Origin of the sequence: Pseudomonas sp. ME-P-057 (genome assembly GCF_030208975.1) — a bacterium.
GTDB classification, from domain to species: Bacteria; Pseudomonadota; Gammaproteobacteria; order Pseudomonadales; family Pseudomonadaceae; genus Aquipseudomonas; species Aquipseudomonas lutea.
Window position 1 is genome coordinate 73,328 of sequence record NZ_JARVSX010000035.1, and the last position, 15,929, is coordinate 89,256.

Genomic DNA, 15,929 nt, shown 5'->3' on the forward strand with positions numbered 1-15,929 from the left:
CAACTGCTGGATGGGTGCCAGCACTAAGCGGTACCTAATCGGCGCACGCCATGGCGTCGGTTGGCGTATCAATCTGTTTGAGCAGTTCAAGTGGCGTCATGCGCGTCAGCAGTGTCTGCAGGCTGTCACTCAGCACCAAAGGCCCGTACAAACCCTCTTCCCGCTCCAGATGCGTTTGCTGCACCTCGCGATACGCCTCGGGGTAGATGCTTTTTTCCACCGGCAAAAGCCGGTCGTAGTGTTCGAGCAGGCCAAGAAAGACAATGCGTCGCTCGGTCACGCCGCGTGTGGTGGCGATCAGTTTGATGAAGAAGTCCGAGTCGCTCTGACGCATGGCTTCGAAGGCGGCGTAGCGCTCCGCCAGGCTGTACGTCCCGGGCGCGTCGAACACCACGCAGCACAACTCCTGGCGCGAGCGGCCACCAAAAGGGTTGATCGCCGCATGACGTCGGTTGCACTGCGCCAAAGCGAAGGCGACTGCCTGCTCGGCCTCGTTGATGCGGGCTGTGCTGCCGAGCGAGGCCAGGTCGTCCAGCACCGGGGCCTGGCGCCCAAGGCGTTCGACTTCCGCACTGAAGGCTGCGAACACACCATGCGGCCCAAGCCATTGCCCATGGAGTTCGCTTAACTGTTTTCTGGAGAAAGTGTTTTGTTCTTCAACCAATCGTTGAAATGCCACAGAGGCATCGATATGGGTGCCGGTGTCGATCAGGCAGTGTTCGAGGGGCCCGGATGTTGTGATTTGAATGGTCATTCGGTTCCATCCTTATTATTGGTGATTATTGAAGTACATCAACGCGCACACTTTGACGGACCGCCCAAAGCGCTCACAGCGAGTTATATTCAAAAGCGAACACAGTGACGCGCGAAAGCATCACAACTTATCAGGCAAAACTTGGAACAGCACTGTTATCAAATCAGGGTGATTATGCACTTACAGTTCTGCGGAACAATCCGACAGATGTAGGGGTGGGGATGTTTTTCTTGTGCGAGGGGCGGCGGCATGCAGTGCGATCAGCTGACCTCGGCTCTTCACGGCGTGCTTCCTGAGCAACGCTGAAACGTGGTCCCGCGCCGTGTAATCACTGATTCCCAGCCGCTGGGCGATGTCCTTGTTGGTCTGACCCTGCAATACCAGCTGCAGGACTTCCAGTTCTCGCGGCGTGGCTCGATTCAATCGTTTTCGCTTGCGTTCTTCTTCAGACATTTATGCTCGTCAGGCTCCGCTTGTTGCGCTCATTGTTTAAACCACCTTTGACAGCGGTACTTTCGCAACTGCCCGAAATAGCAGCGCTGGCTTGATCAGGTTCTGGACAGCCGAATCAAAATAAGTAAAGTTTCCTACAAACAAGTGCGATACATCTCAAGCCAACTGCATACCAATACAGTCGAGCATGACCCTCTGGAGGGGCCGCGGGATATATATAAAGTCGGGCAAGTTGTATAGACAGGGACAATAAACGCTGCAAATGATAATTACAATCATCTGTTACAAATGAGCGGATGAAGCGTTGCGCTGCCGGGGTCTGGAATCAGCTGGAAGAAACCAACGGGCGCCATTGCGGCGCCCCTGCTCTGCTCAACCGCCGGTGTGTACCACGCGGGTGTCATCCACCTGCATGCCTTTGCGCATGCCAAAGAACATCGCGGTGGCCAGACCCACCGCCCCCATGATCACGCAGTAGCCCACGCACACCCACGGGCTCCATGGCATCAGGGCGATCAGTGCCAGCGGCGTAGTGCTGGCCCAGAGGGCGTAGCTGATGTTGTAGGTCAGTGAGATGCCGGAGACGCGAATATTCGCCGGGAACAGTCCGACCATGACCGACGGCACAACGCCGACGATGCCGCACGCCAGCCCCGCCACGGCATAGGCCAGGCCCATGGGCAACCAGTGGCCAACCAGACTGGCATAAAGCACACCAACCCCCACAGGCAGCAGCAGGCTGTAAAGGACCACGCCGCGCCAGGCGCCAATGCGGTCCACCAGCTTGCCCGCCAGGACGCAGCCAATGTTGAGAAAGACGATGCCGACGCTGCTCAGGGCGAACGTGTCGCTGGGGCTCATGCCAAAGCGTTGCTGCATCACGGTAGGCGTGATGACCACCAGGGTGACGACGGCGGAGGTCAGCACGCAGGTCAGCAGTGCGGCGGGCAACAGCGATTGCCGATGCTGACGCAGAACCGCGCGCAGCGGCAGTTCGGTCATGCCTTCGCGCTGCGCGTGCAGGGCCATGAACACAGGGGTTTCACTGAGCCAGCGGCGTAACCACACGCCAATGACGCCGAACACACCGCCCAGCAGAAACGGAATGCGCCACGCGTAATCGAGGATTTCCGCGTGGCTGAAGACTTTCGCCAGCCAGGTCGCGGTCAGCGCGCCGATGAGGTAGCCGAAGGTAAGCCCCGCCTGCAACACGCCCAGCGCATAGCCGCGATGGCCTTTCGGTGCGTGCTCGGCAACGAACACCCATGCGCTCGGCACCTCCCCGCCGACCGCGGCCCCTTGCAGGATCCGCAGCGCCAACAGCACCAACGGCGCCAAATAGCCGATGTCCGCGTACGTCGGCATGATGCCGATGAGCAGGCAAGGCAGCGCCATCATCAGAATGCTGAGGCTGAAGACACGTTTGCGGCCCAGCTTGTCGGCAAAGTGCGCCAGCAGAATGCCGCCCAGCGGGCGCGCCAGGTAGCCCGTGACGAAGATCCCGAAGCTTTGCAGCAGGCGCAGCCACTCGGGCATTTCCGGCGGAAAGAACAGCTGACTGAGCGTCAGGGCGAAAAATACGAAAATGATGAAGTCGTAGATTTCCAGCGCCCCGCCCAACGCCGCCAGGCCCAGGGTTTTGTAGTCTCCCCGGCTGATCGGTTGTGGGCGTGGTCCAAGAATGGCTGTCATGAAAGACCCCAAATCACAGGTTGAAACGGCAGTTAGGTGCGACAAAGGCGCGCAGGATAACAAAGCTGACGATTTGAGGGCGGATCACTGACGGCTGGCGCTGTTGACCCGACGGGTCAGAAGCTCACCGTTGCCGAGACCCGTGCCGTGCGCGGTGCGCCGAGGAACAGATAATCGTCGCCCAGGTATTCGCCCGCATCGCGCCAGTAGCGTTTGTCGAACAGGTTGTCGACAGTCAGGCGCAACACCGTGTCGTAGCCCTCGACTTTGGTGCTGTAGCGGCTGCCCGCGTTGAACACGGCGTAGTCATCGACTTTCACCGAGCCTTCCCGGTTGGCGTATTTGCTTGAGCTGTACTGCACGCCGCCGAGCAGCGCCAGGCCCTGAATCGGCAAGGCGTAGTCGGCCGACAGGCTGCTACGGAATTTCGGCACGTTGATCGCCTGATGATCTTCATAGGCCGTGGTGCCGCTGTCTTCGACCCTTGCCTTGATGGCCGCGACGCTGGCCGACAGTTGCAGTTGCGAGGTAAGGTAGCCGTTGGCGCCCAGCTCGACGCCGGTGTTTTTCTGCTGACCCTGCTGGACGAAGGTCAGGCTGCCGTCGTCGTTGGGCCTGGAATACTGATAGGCCTGGCGGGTCTGAAACACCGCTGCGGTAAAGCTCATGCGGCGCCAGTCGTATTTGACCCCGGCTTCAAGCTGACGAGAAATCGTCGGCGCCAGGATCTCGCCGACGTTGCTGTCGAACACCGACGCCGTGCCGCCCAGCGACAGCCCTTTGCTGTAGCTGGCGTACAGCGAGACATCGTCGATCGGCTTGTAGATCAAGGCCGCTTGCGGCAGGAAGACCGACCGCTCGGTGTGGCGATTTTCGCTGCCGTCTTCGTTGTAGGCTTTTTCGTCGAGCTTGACCTGACGCCCGCCCAGAATGGTCTGCCAGTGTTCGTTGAAACTGATGCGGTCCGTGGCAAACAGTCCGTACTGCCGGCTGTCGAGGCGGCGCTCGGTGTGGCCTGGGGTGAGGTCCGACGGCGCAAACTGGTCGGGCGTCTCGTGGATGTTCCCGGAGCCGACGTATTCGCTGAAATACGGCCGGGTGTCCACGGTGCGGCGGAACGCGCTGGTGCCAAAGGTCAGCTCGTGATTGAGCGCGCCGGTGGCGAACAGACCGGTCATCGTGGCCTCGACTTCGTCGTTGCGCCGGGTGTCATCGGGGCTGCGGAAATCATAGATGTCGTAGCCGCCGCTCGGCGTGAAGTGCCCCGTCAGCGGCTCTGGGGGGCAGTCGCTCTGGAAATAACAGCCATAGGCGAAGGCGCTGTAGTCGTCGATGACCACGCGACTGCGGGAGGCGCTGAGGCTGGCTTTCCAGCCATCGGTGAGACGGTATTCATAACGGCCGTTCATGTTCAGCGAATCGATGCCCACCGGGTTCGAGCCGCTTTGGTAGCCCAGCAGTTTGCGTGGCGAGGCGTCATGGGGCAGTTCGGTGCCGCCCAGCAGTTGGTAGCCCGGGACCGAGCGCTGCTCTTTGGTCTGGTATTCGACGTCAAGTTGCAGGGTGGACTGATCGTTGATGTTCCAGTCGAACGCCAGCGAGGCGAAATCGCGCTGGCCATTGGCGTGCTCGACGTAGGAACGAATGTCCTCGTGGGCGACGTTGGCGCGCAGCCCGAATTGTTTCTCGCTGCCAAACCAGCCGCCGACGTCGGTGGCGATGTAGCGCTCGCCATGCTCGTTGGTCGAGACCGTCACCGACCGCACGTCTTCCGGGCGCTTGGTTTTGTAATTGACCACGCCCGCCGGCTCCGACACCCCGCTTTGCAGCCCCGAGAGGCCTTTGAGCAATTCGACCTGTTCTTTGTTTTCCAGCGCCACGTTCTGCTCGCCGGTGATGCTGCGGCCGTTGATGCGATAACTGTTGGCGGCGTTGAGGGAGAAGCCACGCACGACGAAATTCTCGTAATACCCCACCGGCGCATAGCTGTCGCCCACCGAGGCGTCATTGCGCAATACGTCGCTGAGCAGTTTGGCTTGCTGGTTTTGCAGCCGTTCGGCGTTGAATACCGAAATCGACGCCGGCGTGTCGCGCAGAGGCGCCTCGCTGAAACCGCCAACTGATGCGCTGCCGGCCTGATAAACCGATTCCTGCTCACCCGTCACCCTGAGCGCGTCCAGCGTCACCGGTTCAGCTTCTTGGGCCGCTAGCCACGGCGAAGCGAAGGCGATACTCAGCGGCAACAGCCGACGCGTGAAACCGGCAGCAGGACGGGAAGAGATGATCATCGGCGGGCAATTCCTGGAATAAGCAGTCGGGCAGCAAAAAACGCAGGCCAGTTCGGCGGCGCATCTTGTACGTTCTGCGCCGACTTTTTACAACTGCAATGAGTCCATCGACCCAGCGTGCCTGGTCCCACAGAACGTATCGCGTGCATCCAGATGAACTGCACCCGCCTCTTCCCGCCTAAACCCAGCCCCACACCGCTATCCCAGGACCGGGAATTCCAATCAGTTCTCGACCTTCAAACCCACCTTCAACAACTTGCCGTCATCCTCGTCCGTCAACACATACACATACCCATCGGGGCCTTGGCGCACATCGCGGATGCGTGATTTGAGTTCGCCGAGCAACCGCTCTTCGTGCACAACCTTGTCGTCCTTGAGCTCCAGACGGATCAGGTCATCCGACGCGAGCGCTCCGATGAAAATATTGTGGTCCCACGCCTTGAAGGTGCTCGAGTCATAGAACGCCATGCCGCTGATGCCTGGTGATTTCTCCCACACATGAAACGGGTTTTTCACGCCCTCGACGATCTTGCCCTTGGATTCAGGGATCGCCTCGCCGCTGTAATTGATGCCAAAGGTCGAGATGGGCCAGCCGTAATTGCCGGCGCGTTCGATGATGTTGATCTCATCGCCGCCGCGCGGGCCGTGTTCATTGGTCCACAGCGTGCCGGTCCATGGGTTGAGCGCGGCGCCTTGCTGATTGCGGTGGCCGTAACTCCAGATCTCCGGGCGCACGTTCTTCTGGCCCACAAAAGGGTTGTCCTTGGGCACAGTGCCGTCGGGATAAAGGCGCACGACTTTGCCCTGAAGCTTGTCGAGGTCCTGAGCCGTGGCCCGCTCGTTGTTCTCGCCCAGGGCGATAAAGAGGTAGCCGTCTCGATCAAACACCATGCGCGAACCGAAGTGGTTGCCCACAGACAACTTGGGCTGCTGCTGGAAGATGCGGGTAAAGCCCTCCAGTCGGGTCATGTCGTCCGAGAGCCTCGCGCGGCCCGCTGCCGTGCCGCCGGTTTTGCCGTCGTTGGCCGCTTCGGCGTAGGTCAGGTACACCATGCGGTCCTTGGCAAAATCGGGGGACAGCACGACATCGAGCAAACCGCCCTGCCCCTGCGCCCAGACCTTCGGCACGCCCGAGATCGGCGCCGAGAGTTTGCCGTCCGGCGTGACCCGGCGCAGATTGCCCGCACGTTCGGTGACCAGCATGCCCTGGGCATCCGGCAAAAACGCCACCGCCCATGGATGCTGCAGCCCGCCGACCACTTCATCGACGGTCAGCGTGCCGTTTTCGCTCTGGTACGTTGCGGCGGTCGCCTGTACCGAGACGCCCAGCAACGCGGAAGCGCATAAGGTCGCCAGCAAGGTCTTGCGAAGGAAAGTGGTGCGCAACATGGACGGTTCCTTGTGAGATGGAAGTAGAGGCAATGAATCGGTTGGACGATCAACAGCCGGCCTCAATTGCTGCGACGCTGGGCATCGCTGGAAGGCCGAGCGGGTGCTTGCCGAGTGGGATAGCCGTTGCCGATGCCGCCATTTTCGAGCGTGGGCGGCCGCGGCTGAGCAGGCCCGAGACGCGGACCATCGACGCGCGGCGCGATGGAGTCGGTGCCCTGACGGCTGTTGGGGTTGGCGCGGCGAATGGCGCCGTTGTCGGGCACATTGATCGAGCGGTTGGGGTAACCGGCGGCGGCCAGCAACTGCGGTGCTGGCGCGGTGTGCTCATCGGCCTGCACCACACCGGCGGGCAGGAGCCCTACAGACATGAGCCCGCCGAGCAGGACAACGACAAGGTGTCGCGAAAAGCTGTTCATCATTTACCTTCTGTGGGATGGGTAACGATTCCGGTCTTTGATGGCGCTCAGGCGCGTAGGTTCGCGCCGGACGGATGGATCGGCAACGTGTAGGACGATTCGCTTTGTAACAAGAATAGTCGGCGATCATCTGGCTGGGACCGAATAAGCGGACGTCACGAAGACACCGTCCGTGTTTCGCGGGCACACACATCTGTAGGAGCCGGCTTGCTGGCGAACGCATGAGTCCAGCCTCTACAGGCTGAACGCCAGATCGCATTCTTCAGATCGCATTCTTCAGATCGGCGGCGCGGCGACAGATGCACACCCACCCACGACGCCTCGTCGGCTTCTGCACAATTCTTCCAGACCTGCCGTAATCAGCGCGGTAACGTATCCGGCTTGACTGACGACCCACACCCGCCACGCCACCCGCCCCGAGGCCGCAATGTCCGACCGTAACTGGATCGAGCTCAAGCAGGACCCCACGTCCGGCATCGAGACAGTGCGCGCGCATTTCGAGGGCCATGCCTACGACCCGCACTGGCACGACAGTTATCTGGTGGGCATTACCGAACAGGGTCTACAGCAGTTCAACTGCCGACGGCAGCAGCACAACAGCACGCCGGGCAAGGTGTTTCTGCTTGAGCCCGGCGATATCCACGACGGCACGGCCCCACAAGCGGGCGGCTTTACCTACCGCACCTTGTACCTGGACCCGAACTGGCTGGACCGCGAACTGCGTGCGCAGTTTGAGGACACCCCTGACAACACCCAGTTAAGCTTCGCCGCCACCCTGGCCGAAGACCCGCAACTGGCAATCGCCACCGCCAGTGCCTTTGAAGCGATGCACCACGACGAGCTGCGCATCGTCCGCCAGACCGCTCTGGATCACCTGCTCGCCAACCTGACCAGCCACCTGCGCTGGCGCACCGTGCTCAATCCCGATCCACGTCTGCCGCTGGTGGCGCAACGCGCACGCGACTACCTGCACAGCCATTTGCATCAGGACATTGGTCTGGACGACCTGGCCCAGGTAACGGGCGTCGATCGCTTTCGCCTGAGCCGCGCGTTCAAGGCTGCATTCGGCATGGCGCCCCACGCCTATTTGATTCAGCTGCGCCTGACCCGCGCCCGGCTGCTGCTGGCACGCGGCGAGTTGCCGGTCAACGTCGCCGCAGCGCTGGGCTTCGCCGATCAAAGCCATCTGGGCCGCTGGTTCCAGCGCGCCTACCGCATGACGCCCGCCGATTACCGGCGGCGCTGCTCAATTGTTCCAGACTGACAGCGCACCGCACGTCGATCATGGCCAGACGATCAACGACCGTCGAGTTGCCCCATGCAAACGCTGCTGCCTTTTTTGCTGTTCGCCTTCGTCGCCTCCATTACGCCGGGCCCGACCAACATTCTGGTGCTGACCAATAGCTCGCGTCACGGCTTGCTGCGCACGCTCCCAATAGTCTTCGGCGCCTGTGCCGGTGCCGCGTTGCTGGTGCTGATGGTGGGCACCGGGCTGGGCGACGTATTGGCTCGGCACCAGCAGGTGCAAACGGTAATGTCCTGGGTCGGGATCGGCTGGCTGACCTGGCTGGCCTGGCAGATTTTCAGCGCGCCGGCCGAGGCGATCGACCCGACGCAACCGCGCGGTGGCCCGACGCTAGGCCTTTGGGGCGCTGCGAGCCTGCAACTGGTCAACCCGAAAACCTGGATGATGGCGCTGGCCGTGGTCAGTGTATTCGCCGGCACCGACGCGGACCGCATGATGCGGGTGATCTGGCTGTCGCTAGCGTTCTTTCTGGTGTCGATCCCGTGCATGAGCGCCTGGGCGTATCTGGGCGTCAGTGCCGCCAGATTCTGCCGGTCGGCGCAGAGCATGAAGCGCTTCAACCAGGCGATGGCAGTGCTGCTGCTGGTGTCGGCGTGGTTAACGCTGGTGGTCTGAATCCTCCGACGGCAGGCTTCAACGGGCCGTGATTTAATGCCCGCTGATCCCCTGATTCGGACCGACCATGGCTCGCCTCTACGACGCACGCGGCAACCTCTACGCGGTGATTACCCCTGAAGCCCTGCGCGGGCTCGGCGTTGCTCTGCCCGTCTCAGCCGCAGACGCTGCTGCCCAGCGTCATACCTGGACAGCTCAGGCCATCGCCGCGATCTGTGACTGGCCGCCAGGCACCCGGCCGCTCGCCAGCAAACCCCATCGCTCGGACGGGTTGCTGGTGGGGCCGTTTGAAGCGGCTGCGCCGGGTGGAATGTCTGCGCCGGGTGGAATGCCTGCGCCGTGTGAAATGTCCGCACCGTCCGCGTCGTATGACGTGCTGATCGTCAACACCGATGGCACGTTTGCCGAGCGCAGCGGCAACGGGCTGACCATCTTCGCGCAATCACTGACGGATGCAGGCCGAATCACCGGCACCGAGCCGTTCATTTTGAATGTGCATCACGACAACACGGGCTCGGTCAGCCCCGTACCCACCCAAGTGACCCCTGCACTGCTCGACGGAGCCAGCGGCTTCTGGTTGAACATCGGCGCACCGGGGTTTGGCGCACACGCCGTGGGCGCCACTGGAGATGGGGTCGGCACCGCGACGTTCAACACGCGCGAGGTCAATCGGGTCGAACGGCTGGCCGCCCTGAACCCGGCCTGGCACAGCAGCGTGTTTGTGCGGGTCGGCAATCCCCATTGCGTCACGCTGGTCAGTCAGACCAGCGACCTGCCAGGCTTCGAGGATCTGCACGAAGCTGAGCTGAATGCAGCACTGACGCGAATTGCCTTCGTCGCCGGCGCGTCAGGCGACGGCGACCCCTGCCCCGGCGGAATCAATCTGCAATGGGCCGCGCAATCGGGTGCAAATCGCATCACCGCGCGGGTGTTTGAACGAGGCGAAGGCCCGACGGCATCTTCGGGTACCAGCGCCAGCGCCGTTGCGTCAGCCGCGTGGTTGTGCGGGTGGGTGCAAGCGGGGTTGATCGAGGTGGTCATGCCCGGCGGCACCGCGCCGTTGCGCCTGATCGAGCGCGACGGGCAGTTACAGCAAGTGGAGTTGTTCGGCGCGGCGCAGTTGAAGCCTGAGCCGTAGCCTACTCGCCGATGTCCTCGTTCCACAGCTCCGGCTTGTCGGCGATGAACTGCTGCATCAGGCCGACGCAAACCGGATCATGCAACACGTCCACCTCAACGCCGCGAGACTTGAGCAGCTCCTCTTCCCCCATGAACGTTTCGTGCTCGCCGACGATGATCTTGCGGATGCCGTACAACAGGATGGCACCGCTGCACATGGCGCAGGGCGAGAGGGTTGTGTAAAGCGTTGCCTCGCGATAAACCCGGGCAGGCTGGCGGCCAGCGTTTTCAAACGCGTCCATTTCGCCATGCTTGATGGCACTGCCTTCCTGAACCCGGCGGTTGTGGCCGCGGCCGATGATCTTGCCGTCGTGGACGATGACCGAGCCGATGGGAATGCCGCCTTCGGCCAGGCCTTTTTGCGCCTCTTCAATGGCCGCTTGCATAAATGGGTCCATGGTCTCTCCTTGCTGGGTGACGGGGGTATTCGACGATGCAACGCCTGAGAAAGGCGTGCACTCAAGGCTTGGCTTTTTTCAGCGCGTTGTCCAGTGCGGTGGACACGTAAACTTTGAGCAGATCGCTGGAGCGGTCTTTCATGTCCGCGCCGACATCGCGCTGTTTGTTGCGGAATTTGCTCGCTACGTCCGGCGCCGGGTCTGCGGCATCCAGCGCTTGCAGCTCTTCGGGGCTGAACGATGAAGCGTAGGCCGCCGCCAGGTTGCGGTCCCACTCCTGCTGGTAGTTGGGCTGCAGGCTTTGCAATTCGTCCTGCACGATTTCCTGCGCTTTGGTGCGGCCAACGGCCTCGACGATGGTGGCGAAAGTCACGGTGTGCGACGCGACCTGGTAGCCGAGCCAGCCCAGGCTTTCGCCCAAATGCCGGTCCTGGACGAAGGTCAGCGCGGAATCCGTTGCCGGTGCTGGCGTGACGTCTGCGGCGACGGTGATTGAAGGCAGCAGTATCGCGCCCATTAGCGCCAGTGCCCGCGTTGCGCGTGGCAACGTCAGCGCTGTCGATCTGCGATATTCCATGTCCTCTCCCGGCGACTTTTCAGTGTGATCAACGCTCTGACCGCCTTTTGTCGGCTAACGTCAGTGCCGTGGGTCATGTATCGGACGAAACGGCCTCTTCCCGGCTAAAGCCGGTCCCACAGAGGCGCGTAAAGCTCTTCCCGGCTGAAGCCGATCCCACAAAAGTGCGCTGTGCGGAGTCGGCAGCGTGAGCATTGCACACTGATTGCACACTGATTGCACACTGTAGGACCGGCTTTAGCCGGGAAAGCTGAAGTGGCATCGCTAAAGCGGCTTGCTACTCACTGATACCCATTGCAATGCCGTCATGCGGTAAATCCTGACTGCCCGGCGATGATACTGGCTATGGACATACCCACCGAACCCGAGCTTTTGGATCACAGCCACCGAGGCGACATTGGCTGGCTGGACGATGGCGATCACCGACGCCACGTTGAGCTGTTCAAAGCCAAAGCGAAGCGCGGCGCGGGCGGCTTCGGTGCCCAATCCCCTGCCCCAAAATGCCGGCGCAAGCCGATAACCAAGCTCGATTTCATCGGCATCATCGACGCGCTCGGCGTTGAGACCGCAGAAGCCGGCCAGCGCAGCGCTGGATTTCTCCACCATTGCCCAGGGACCAAAGCCGTGTTGCTGGTAGGAATACTGACACCACTCGATGAACTCACCCGTGGCCTTTTCCGACAACACCCCGGCCACCGAATACTGCATGACCTCGGAATCGCCAAGTATCTGCGCCAGCGCCGGACGATCATCCGGTGTGAGCCGGCGCAGCATTAGCCGCTCGGTCTCCAGCAAGGTATCAGCCGCTTCCACATTGGCGCGTTCAGGCAAATCAGTGACCATGACGCTCGCCTCTCAGCCTGAACGGCCCCCGCTTACAGGCCCGCCGTCACCTTCTTGGCGACGTCCGCAGGTACCCACTTGGACCAGACGTCCGGGCGGTCTTTCAAGAAGCTTTTCGCCACAACGGATGGCTCTTGGCGCTTTTCGCTCATCTCGCCCAAGGTCTTGTTCAACTGGTCGATCGGCAGGTCGACTTTTTCAAAGAAGCTCACCAGTTCCGGGTACTGCTGGCGGAACGGCTCCGACACGCCGATGGCCAGGTGCGCAGCCAGAGAACTCGAACCGATGGGGTTCGGGTTGCTGGCGTCGGCGAGGGTTTTCCAGGCGGCTTCGTTGAACGGCGGCTCCTCAAGCTTGATCAGCTTGAAGCGACCGAGCAGCGGCGTCGGTGACCAGTAGTAAAACAGCACTGGCTTGCCGCGACGAATCGACGACGCCACCTCCGCATCCAGCGCCGCGCCGGAACCGGTGCGGAAGTTCACGTAGCTGTCGTTGAGCTTGTACGCCTTGAGCTTCTGCGTATTGACGATCTCCGAGGTCCAGCCGGTCGGGCTGTTGAGGAAGCGGCCCTTGTCCGGGGACTCAGGGTCCTTGAACACGTCTTTGTACTTGGGCAGGTCCGCCACCGATTTCAGGTCCGGCGCCAGCGGCTTGATACCGCGCTCCGGATCGCCCTTGATCACGAATTCCGGCACCCACCAGCCTTCGGTCGCGCCTTTGACGATGTCGCCCAGGCCGTGCACCTTGCCTTCCGCCTCGGCCTTGACCCACGCAGGGCTGCGACCGGCCCACTCTTCGCCGATCACCTGAATGTCGTTTTTCGCCAGCGCCGCTTCCAGGCTGACCGTACTACCCGGCAGCTTGTCAGTGGGATACCCGTAGCCCTTCTCCACGATGGTGCGCAGGATTTCGGTGATCAGGCTGCCGCTCTCCCACGTGATGTCCCCGAAATGAATGGGCGTTGTTTTGTCTGCGCCGTGCGCCGAGCCGGTGAGGGCCGCCAGTGCCAGCAGCGAGCCGCCCAGCAGTTTTTTGATTGGTGTCATGAGGTCTCTCGTCGCTCAGGGATGGGGAAGCTCGTTCGGTTGGGCACAGCGCACGCCTTACTCCAGACAAGCGCGGCGGCAACAGGTTTCAGCCTGATCCATGTAGTCGCTCACCGAACGCCGCGAAATGCCCAGGTGCGCGGCAATTTCAGGGTAGGTCAGACCGCCGCGCCGTGACAGCACAAAGGTCGATTTGATCTTCACTGGCAGGCGGTCGAGGCGGCGGTCCAGGCGGTCAAGAATTTGCAGCGTGGCCGCATGGCTTTCTACCGATGCGGAAGAAACCGAGGCCTCTTGGGACACTCCTTGCAGGTAGCCGCGCTCCTGGTCACGTCGCCGCCAGTGCTCATAGACCAGGCGTTGAGCAATGGTGGTCAGCAACGCACGCGGATCACGGATCGGCACAACGTTGGGTGCAGCGAGCACTTGCAGGAAGGTGTCGGACGCGATGTCTTCGGCGGTTTGCACGCTGTCCACCCAACGGCGAATGCGCAGACACAACCAGCCGTGGTGCTGGGCAAAAAGCTCGCTTACATAGTTGCTATGCGTAGGATCGGCACCGGTCATCGAACATCCCCTGCCCTGAGTCGTGTCGTCGGGAGTTTGTTGGGGGCATCCTAGCAAGCGCAGTTATGCAGTAAAAATACCTAAAAGGCGAACTGATAGACCGTTCTGGAATAATCAGACCTCATGCAGGCCGAGCGATGCCGCCTGGCGCTGGTAATCGAGCAACACCTCGTAGTCGGCTTCACTCGCAGGCAGCACTTCCCTGATCGCCAATGCCGCCGCGACCTCCGGGTGTTCGAGCAATGCCTGATTCATTGCCAGACGGATGGCCGCTGCGTCGGCACCCAGGCGGGTGATGTAGGGCAGGCAAGGTCCGGGCGCCGTGCGAGCAACGACTTTCAGGCCGGCGACTTCATCGCTTTCGTCGCGGGCCAGGTAGTCGAACGTGACGCTGTCAATGGCCGCAAGGTCGCCCTCGCCCGCCTTGATCCGGGCAAGGCTGTTGCGATGGCCACCGGTGAGCGTGGTATCGGCGAAGAACCGCCCTTCTCGCTGGAGCGGCGCCAAGGTGTGACGGAGCAGGTTCATGCCGGAGTTTGAGTCCCGGGAATTAACAAGTCCGTGGCTGCCGCGGAACGCCTCAAGGGTCTGGCGAGAATCGTCCGCGCGCGCGACCAACAGGCTGCAATGAGCGCCTTCGTTACTGTGAGGCAACTGGTAAACAGGACGGCCAACGACCTGGACCTTGCCGCGCAGCGCCGTCATCAGCGGATAGCCACAGGTTTGCGTCAGCAGCAGTTGCGGCGACAGCCACAGCGCCATGAGGTCCGACGCCAGCCCCGCAGCCTGCGCATCCAGTCGCCCGACCCCGAGGATTCGGGTTATTTGCTGCAGCCACTGGTGTTGCGCCTGCTGAATGCGTTGCGGGGCCACGTACATCAGGAGTTCGGCAAAGCCCGTTTGCATGTTCTGGTTTCCGCTTCAGACGTAGGGATGTTGAGGACTGTCGATAGGATTGAAGCTGTGGCGACGAAAGAGTTCAGCGTAACCGGCCACCAGAAACCCGCCGCTGCGCGCCAGCCATTGCTCACGCCGCGCCCGGTACACGCGGGGCATGTGATACCACGACAAGCCGGGCAAATCGTGATGCACCAGATGCAGGTTCAGATTGAGGAACAGCCACGCCCATGGCCACGACGCTTCGTTGATCACGGTGCGCTCCTGAGGTTGTTCGCCAGGGCGATGCTCGTAATAGGAACGCACCATCGATACCGCCAGCGCCGGCACGCTGCAGAAAAGCAGGTAATGCACTGCGGACATCGCGCTGTAACGCTCGATGAACGTGAACATCAGGATCAAGAAGGAGCCATGGGTCGACCACATGAGCCACGCCTGACGCTCGCCTCGCAGCAACCGCCGGGTTTCGCCGACGAACAGGCTGCTCAGGGCCAATGGCACGCCGAACACCAGACGCCCCGGCGGGGTCTTGTCGAGCCAGCGGAGGACGCGCATCAAGGTGCCGGTCTGCTTCCACTGCAACTCGCTCAGGTAACGGCTTTCCGGGTCGCGACCGGGCACAGTCAGGTCTTCATCACGGTGATGCTGCATGTGCGTGTCACGGTAAAGGGTGTACGGGTACCAGACCGCCAACGGCGCGTAGCCCAGCGCTTTGTTCAATCTCAGCGAGCGCGTCGGATGGCCGTGCAGGACCTCATGCTGCACCGACATCCACAGCACGAGCAGGGGAATCATCAACAGCGTGCTCAGCCACGCCCCCAAGTGTGGGCTGGCAAGCAGCAACGCTGGCCAGCCTGTGTACACGCCGACCAGCAACAACCATGTCGGCCATTCCGTGCGGCCTGTAAAGCTTGCACGCAAGCGCACGATTTCTTCGCGCTGCGCGTCGTCCAGGTAGTTGGGCATTGCCGGTTCCTGCATTCGGGCTGATAAACCCTTGTGCAACGGCTCGGAAAAAACTTGTAGACCAAATGGTTATGACGGTAGAACCATGCGCCATCCTCCGCTGATACAGCACATGCCCGCCATGTTGTTTCTGCCACTTCCCGACTTGCAGCGCCCGATGCTGGCGAAATTCTACCGAGCGCATCGCTCGCCCATGCGCGCCAGAGGCGAGGCGCAGCTGTGGGTTGCGCGCACTTCCGAGATTGTCGGCGCTCTGTGCCTGACACCTGTTGCTGATGGGCACTGGCTGACCGGGCTCTTCGTCGCACCGGCCGAGCGCGGACGCGGCGTCGCCGCGGGCCTGGTGGCGGCGGCCCTGGCAGCAACGAATGGCGATGTCTGGTTATTTTGCGAACCCGAACTTGGCGAGTTCTATCAGCGGCTTGGCTTTGCTGAGGCAACCGACCTGCCACCACCACTCGCTGAAAGACTCGCCCGCTACCGACAGAGCAAACAGCTGATTGCCTTCGTCCGCGTTTGAACTATGGGTGCGGTTTAATA

16 protein-coding genes and 1 pseudogene are annotated in these 15,929 nt (G+C 61.7%); 4 read left to right on the forward strand and 13 right to left on the reverse strand.

What is annotated here, in order from left to right; translation table 11 throughout:
* Positions 1 to 34: 34 nt before the first annotated feature.
* From QRN48_RS18910 to QRN48_RS18935, 6 genes and pseudogenes are all read right to left on the reverse strand, one after another.
* Positions 35 to 754 carry a hypothetical protein gene (locus QRN48_RS18910; protein WP_285352342.1) on the reverse strand — a complete coding sequence of 240 codons (720 nt, stop codon included), beginning with the start codon at positions 752 to 754 and terminating at the stop codon, positions 35 to 37.
* Between the two features lie 172 nt (positions 755 to 926).
* Positions 927 to 1,207: pseudogene (locus tag QRN48_RS18915) on the reverse strand (LuxR C-terminal-related transcriptional regulator).
* Between the two features lie 372 nt (positions 1,208 to 1,579).
* The gene (locus QRN48_RS18920) at positions 1,580 to 2,899 is read right to left on the reverse strand and encodes an MFS transporter (protein WP_285352346.1); all 1,320 of its coding nucleotides are present in this window, start codon (positions 2,897 to 2,899) and stop codon (positions 1,580 to 1,582) included.
* 116 nt (positions 2,900 to 3,015) lie between these two features.
* Complete coding sequence (locus tag QRN48_RS18925) at positions 3,016 to 5,187, reverse strand: TonB-dependent siderophore receptor (RefSeq protein WP_285352348.1); 2,172 nt, start codon at positions 5,185 to 5,187, stop codon at positions 3,016 to 3,018.
* Positions 5,188 to 5,409: 222 nt separating this feature from the next.
* Complete coding sequence (locus QRN48_RS18930) at positions 5,410 to 6,576, reverse strand: PQQ-dependent sugar dehydrogenase (RefSeq protein ID WP_285352350.1); 1,167 nt, start codon at positions 6,574 to 6,576, stop codon at positions 5,410 to 5,412.
* Between the two features lie 62 nt (positions 6,577 to 6,638).
* Positions 6,639 to 6,995 carry a hypothetical protein gene (locus QRN48_RS18935; protein WP_285352481.1) on the reverse strand — a complete coding sequence of 119 codons (357 nt, stop codon included), beginning with the start codon at positions 6,993 to 6,995 and terminating at the stop codon, positions 6,639 to 6,641.
* Between the two features lie 427 nt (positions 6,996 to 7,422).
* On the opposite strand from QRN48_RS18935, the gene QRN48_RS18940 reads away from it, so the two are divergent.
* The 3 genes from QRN48_RS18940 (at position 7,423) to QRN48_RS18950 (ending at position 10,054) form a co-directional block, all read left to right on the forward strand.
* A complete protein-coding gene (locus QRN48_RS18940) occupies positions 7,423 to 8,259 on the forward strand; it encodes an AraC family transcriptional regulator (RefSeq protein ID WP_285352353.1) in 837 nt (278 codons plus the stop codon).
* A 54-nt stretch (positions 8,260 to 8,313) separates the two neighbouring features.
* The gene (locus tag QRN48_RS18945; RefSeq protein ID WP_285352355.1) at positions 8,314 to 8,916 is read left to right on the forward strand and encodes a LysE family translocator; all 603 of its coding nucleotides are present in this window, start codon (positions 8,314 to 8,316) and stop codon (positions 8,914 to 8,916) included.
* Between the two features lie 67 nt (positions 8,917 to 8,983).
* A complete protein-coding gene (locus QRN48_RS18950) occupies positions 8,984 to 10,054 on the forward strand; it encodes a diaminopimelate epimerase (RefSeq protein ID WP_285352357.1) in 1,071 nt (356 codons plus the stop codon).
* A gap of 1 nt (position 10,055) precedes the next feature.
* On the opposite strand, the gene QRN48_RS18955 is transcribed toward QRN48_RS18950, so the two are convergent.
* The 7 genes from QRN48_RS18955 to QRN48_RS18985 all read right to left on the reverse strand — a co-directional run bounded on the left by QRN48_RS18955 (position 10,056) and on the right by QRN48_RS18985 (position 15,389).
* A complete protein-coding gene (locus QRN48_RS18955; protein WP_191945472.1) occupies positions 10,056 to 10,493 on the reverse strand; it encodes a nucleoside deaminase in 438 nt (145 codons plus the stop codon).
* Positions 10,494 to 10,554: 61 nt separating this feature from the next.
* Positions 10,555 to 11,070: a hypothetical protein gene (locus tag QRN48_RS18960; RefSeq protein ID WP_285352360.1), complete on the reverse strand. Its 516-nt coding sequence runs from the start codon at positions 11,068 to 11,070 to the stop codon at positions 10,555 to 10,557.
* Between the two features lie 264 nt (positions 11,071 to 11,334).
* On the reverse strand, positions 11,335 to 11,901 hold the full coding sequence (locus tag QRN48_RS18965) for a GNAT family N-acetyltransferase (protein ID WP_285352362.1): 567 nt from the start codon (positions 11,899 to 11,901) through the stop codon (positions 11,335 to 11,337).
* A 44-nt stretch (positions 11,902 to 11,945) separates the two neighbouring features.
* Positions 11,946 to 12,959 (reverse strand): ABC transporter substrate-binding protein, encoded by a 1,014-nt coding sequence (locus QRN48_RS18970; protein WP_285352364.1) that lies wholly within the window; start codon positions 12,957 to 12,959, stop codon positions 11,946 to 11,948.
* Positions 12,960 to 13,016: 57 nt separating this feature from the next.
* Positions 13,017 to 13,526, reverse strand: coding sequence for a sigma-70 family RNA polymerase sigma factor (locus QRN48_RS18975; protein WP_285352366.1), 510 nt, complete (start codon positions 13,524 to 13,526; stop codon positions 13,017 to 13,019).
* Positions 13,527 to 13,640: 114 nt separating this feature from the next.
* Positions 13,641 to 14,432 carry a phosphate/phosphite/phosphonate ABC transporter substrate-binding protein gene (locus tag QRN48_RS18980; RefSeq protein ID WP_285352368.1) on the reverse strand — a complete coding sequence of 264 codons (792 nt, stop codon included), beginning with the start codon at positions 14,430 to 14,432 and terminating at the stop codon, positions 13,641 to 13,643.
* A gap of 15 nt (positions 14,433 to 14,447) precedes the next feature.
* Positions 14,448 to 15,389: a fatty acid desaturase gene (locus QRN48_RS18985; RefSeq protein ID WP_285352369.1), complete on the reverse strand. Its 942-nt coding sequence runs from the start codon at positions 15,387 to 15,389 to the stop codon at positions 14,448 to 14,450.
* Between the two features lie 85 nt (positions 15,390 to 15,474).
* Between QRN48_RS18985 and QRN48_RS18990 the strand changes: the two genes are divergently transcribed.
* On the forward strand, positions 15,475 to 15,909 hold the full coding sequence (locus QRN48_RS18990) for a GNAT family N-acetyltransferase (RefSeq protein ID WP_285352371.1): 435 nt from the start codon (positions 15,475 to 15,477) through the stop codon (positions 15,907 to 15,909).
* The last annotated feature ends 20 nt before the right edge of the window (positions 15,910 to 15,929 follow it).

What these genes read in the sequence shown, in the direction of transcription:
- QRN48_RS18910 (WP_285352342.1), bottom strand. Translation starts at nt 754, where the DNA reads ATGACCATTCAAATCACAACATCCGGGCCCCTCGAACACTGCCTGATC.
- QRN48_RS18920 (WP_285352346.1), bottom strand. Translation starts at nt 2,899, where the DNA reads ATGACAGCCATTCTTGGACCACGCCCACAACCGATCAGCCGGGGAGAC.
- QRN48_RS18925 (WP_285352348.1), bottom strand. Translation starts at nt 5,187, where the DNA reads ATGATCATCTCTTCCCGTCCTGCTGCCGGTTTCACGCGTCGGCTGTTG.
- QRN48_RS18930 (WP_285352350.1), bottom strand. Translation starts at nt 6,576, where the DNA reads ATGTTGCGCACCACTTTCCTTCGCAAGACCTTGCTGGCGACCTTATGC.
- QRN48_RS18935 (WP_285352481.1), bottom strand. Translation starts at nt 6,995, where the DNA reads ATGAACAGCTTTTCGCGACACCTTGTCGTTGTCCTGCTCGGCGGGCTC.
- QRN48_RS18940 (WP_285352353.1), top strand. Translation starts at nt 7,423, where the DNA reads ATGTCCGACCGTAACTGGATCGAGCTCAAGCAGGACCCCACGTCCGGC.
- QRN48_RS18945 (WP_285352355.1), top strand. Translation starts at nt 8,314, where the DNA reads ATGCAAACGCTGCTGCCTTTTTTGCTGTTCGCCTTCGTCGCCTCCATT.
- QRN48_RS18950 (WP_285352357.1), top strand. Translation starts at nt 8,984, where the DNA reads ATGGCTCGCCTCTACGACGCACGCGGCAACCTCTACGCGGTGATTACC.
- QRN48_RS18955 (WP_191945472.1), bottom strand. Translation starts at nt 10,493, where the DNA reads ATGGACCCATTTATGCAAGCGGCCATTGAAGAGGCGCAAAAAGGCCTG.
- QRN48_RS18960 (WP_285352360.1), bottom strand. Translation starts at nt 11,070, where the DNA reads ATGGAATATCGCAGATCGACAGCGCTGACGTTGCCACGCGCAACGCGG.
- QRN48_RS18970 (WP_285352364.1), bottom strand. Translation starts at nt 12,959, where the DNA reads ATGACACCAATCAAAAAACTGCTGGGCGGCTCGCTGCTGGCACTGGCG.
- QRN48_RS18975 (WP_285352366.1), bottom strand. Translation starts at nt 13,526, where the DNA reads ATGACCGGTGCCGATCCTACGCATAGCAACTATGTAAGCGAGCTTTTT.
- QRN48_RS18980 (WP_285352368.1), bottom strand. Translation starts at nt 14,432, where the DNA reads ATGCAAACGGGCTTTGCCGAACTCCTGATGTACGTGGCCCCGCAACGC.
- QRN48_RS18985 (WP_285352369.1), bottom strand. Translation starts at nt 15,389, where the DNA reads ATGCCCAACTACCTGGACGACGCGCAGCGCGAAGAAATCGTGCGCTTG.
- QRN48_RS18990 (WP_285352371.1), top strand. Translation starts at nt 15,475, where the DNA reads ATGCGCCATCCTCCGCTGATACAGCACATGCCCGCCATGTTGTTTCTG.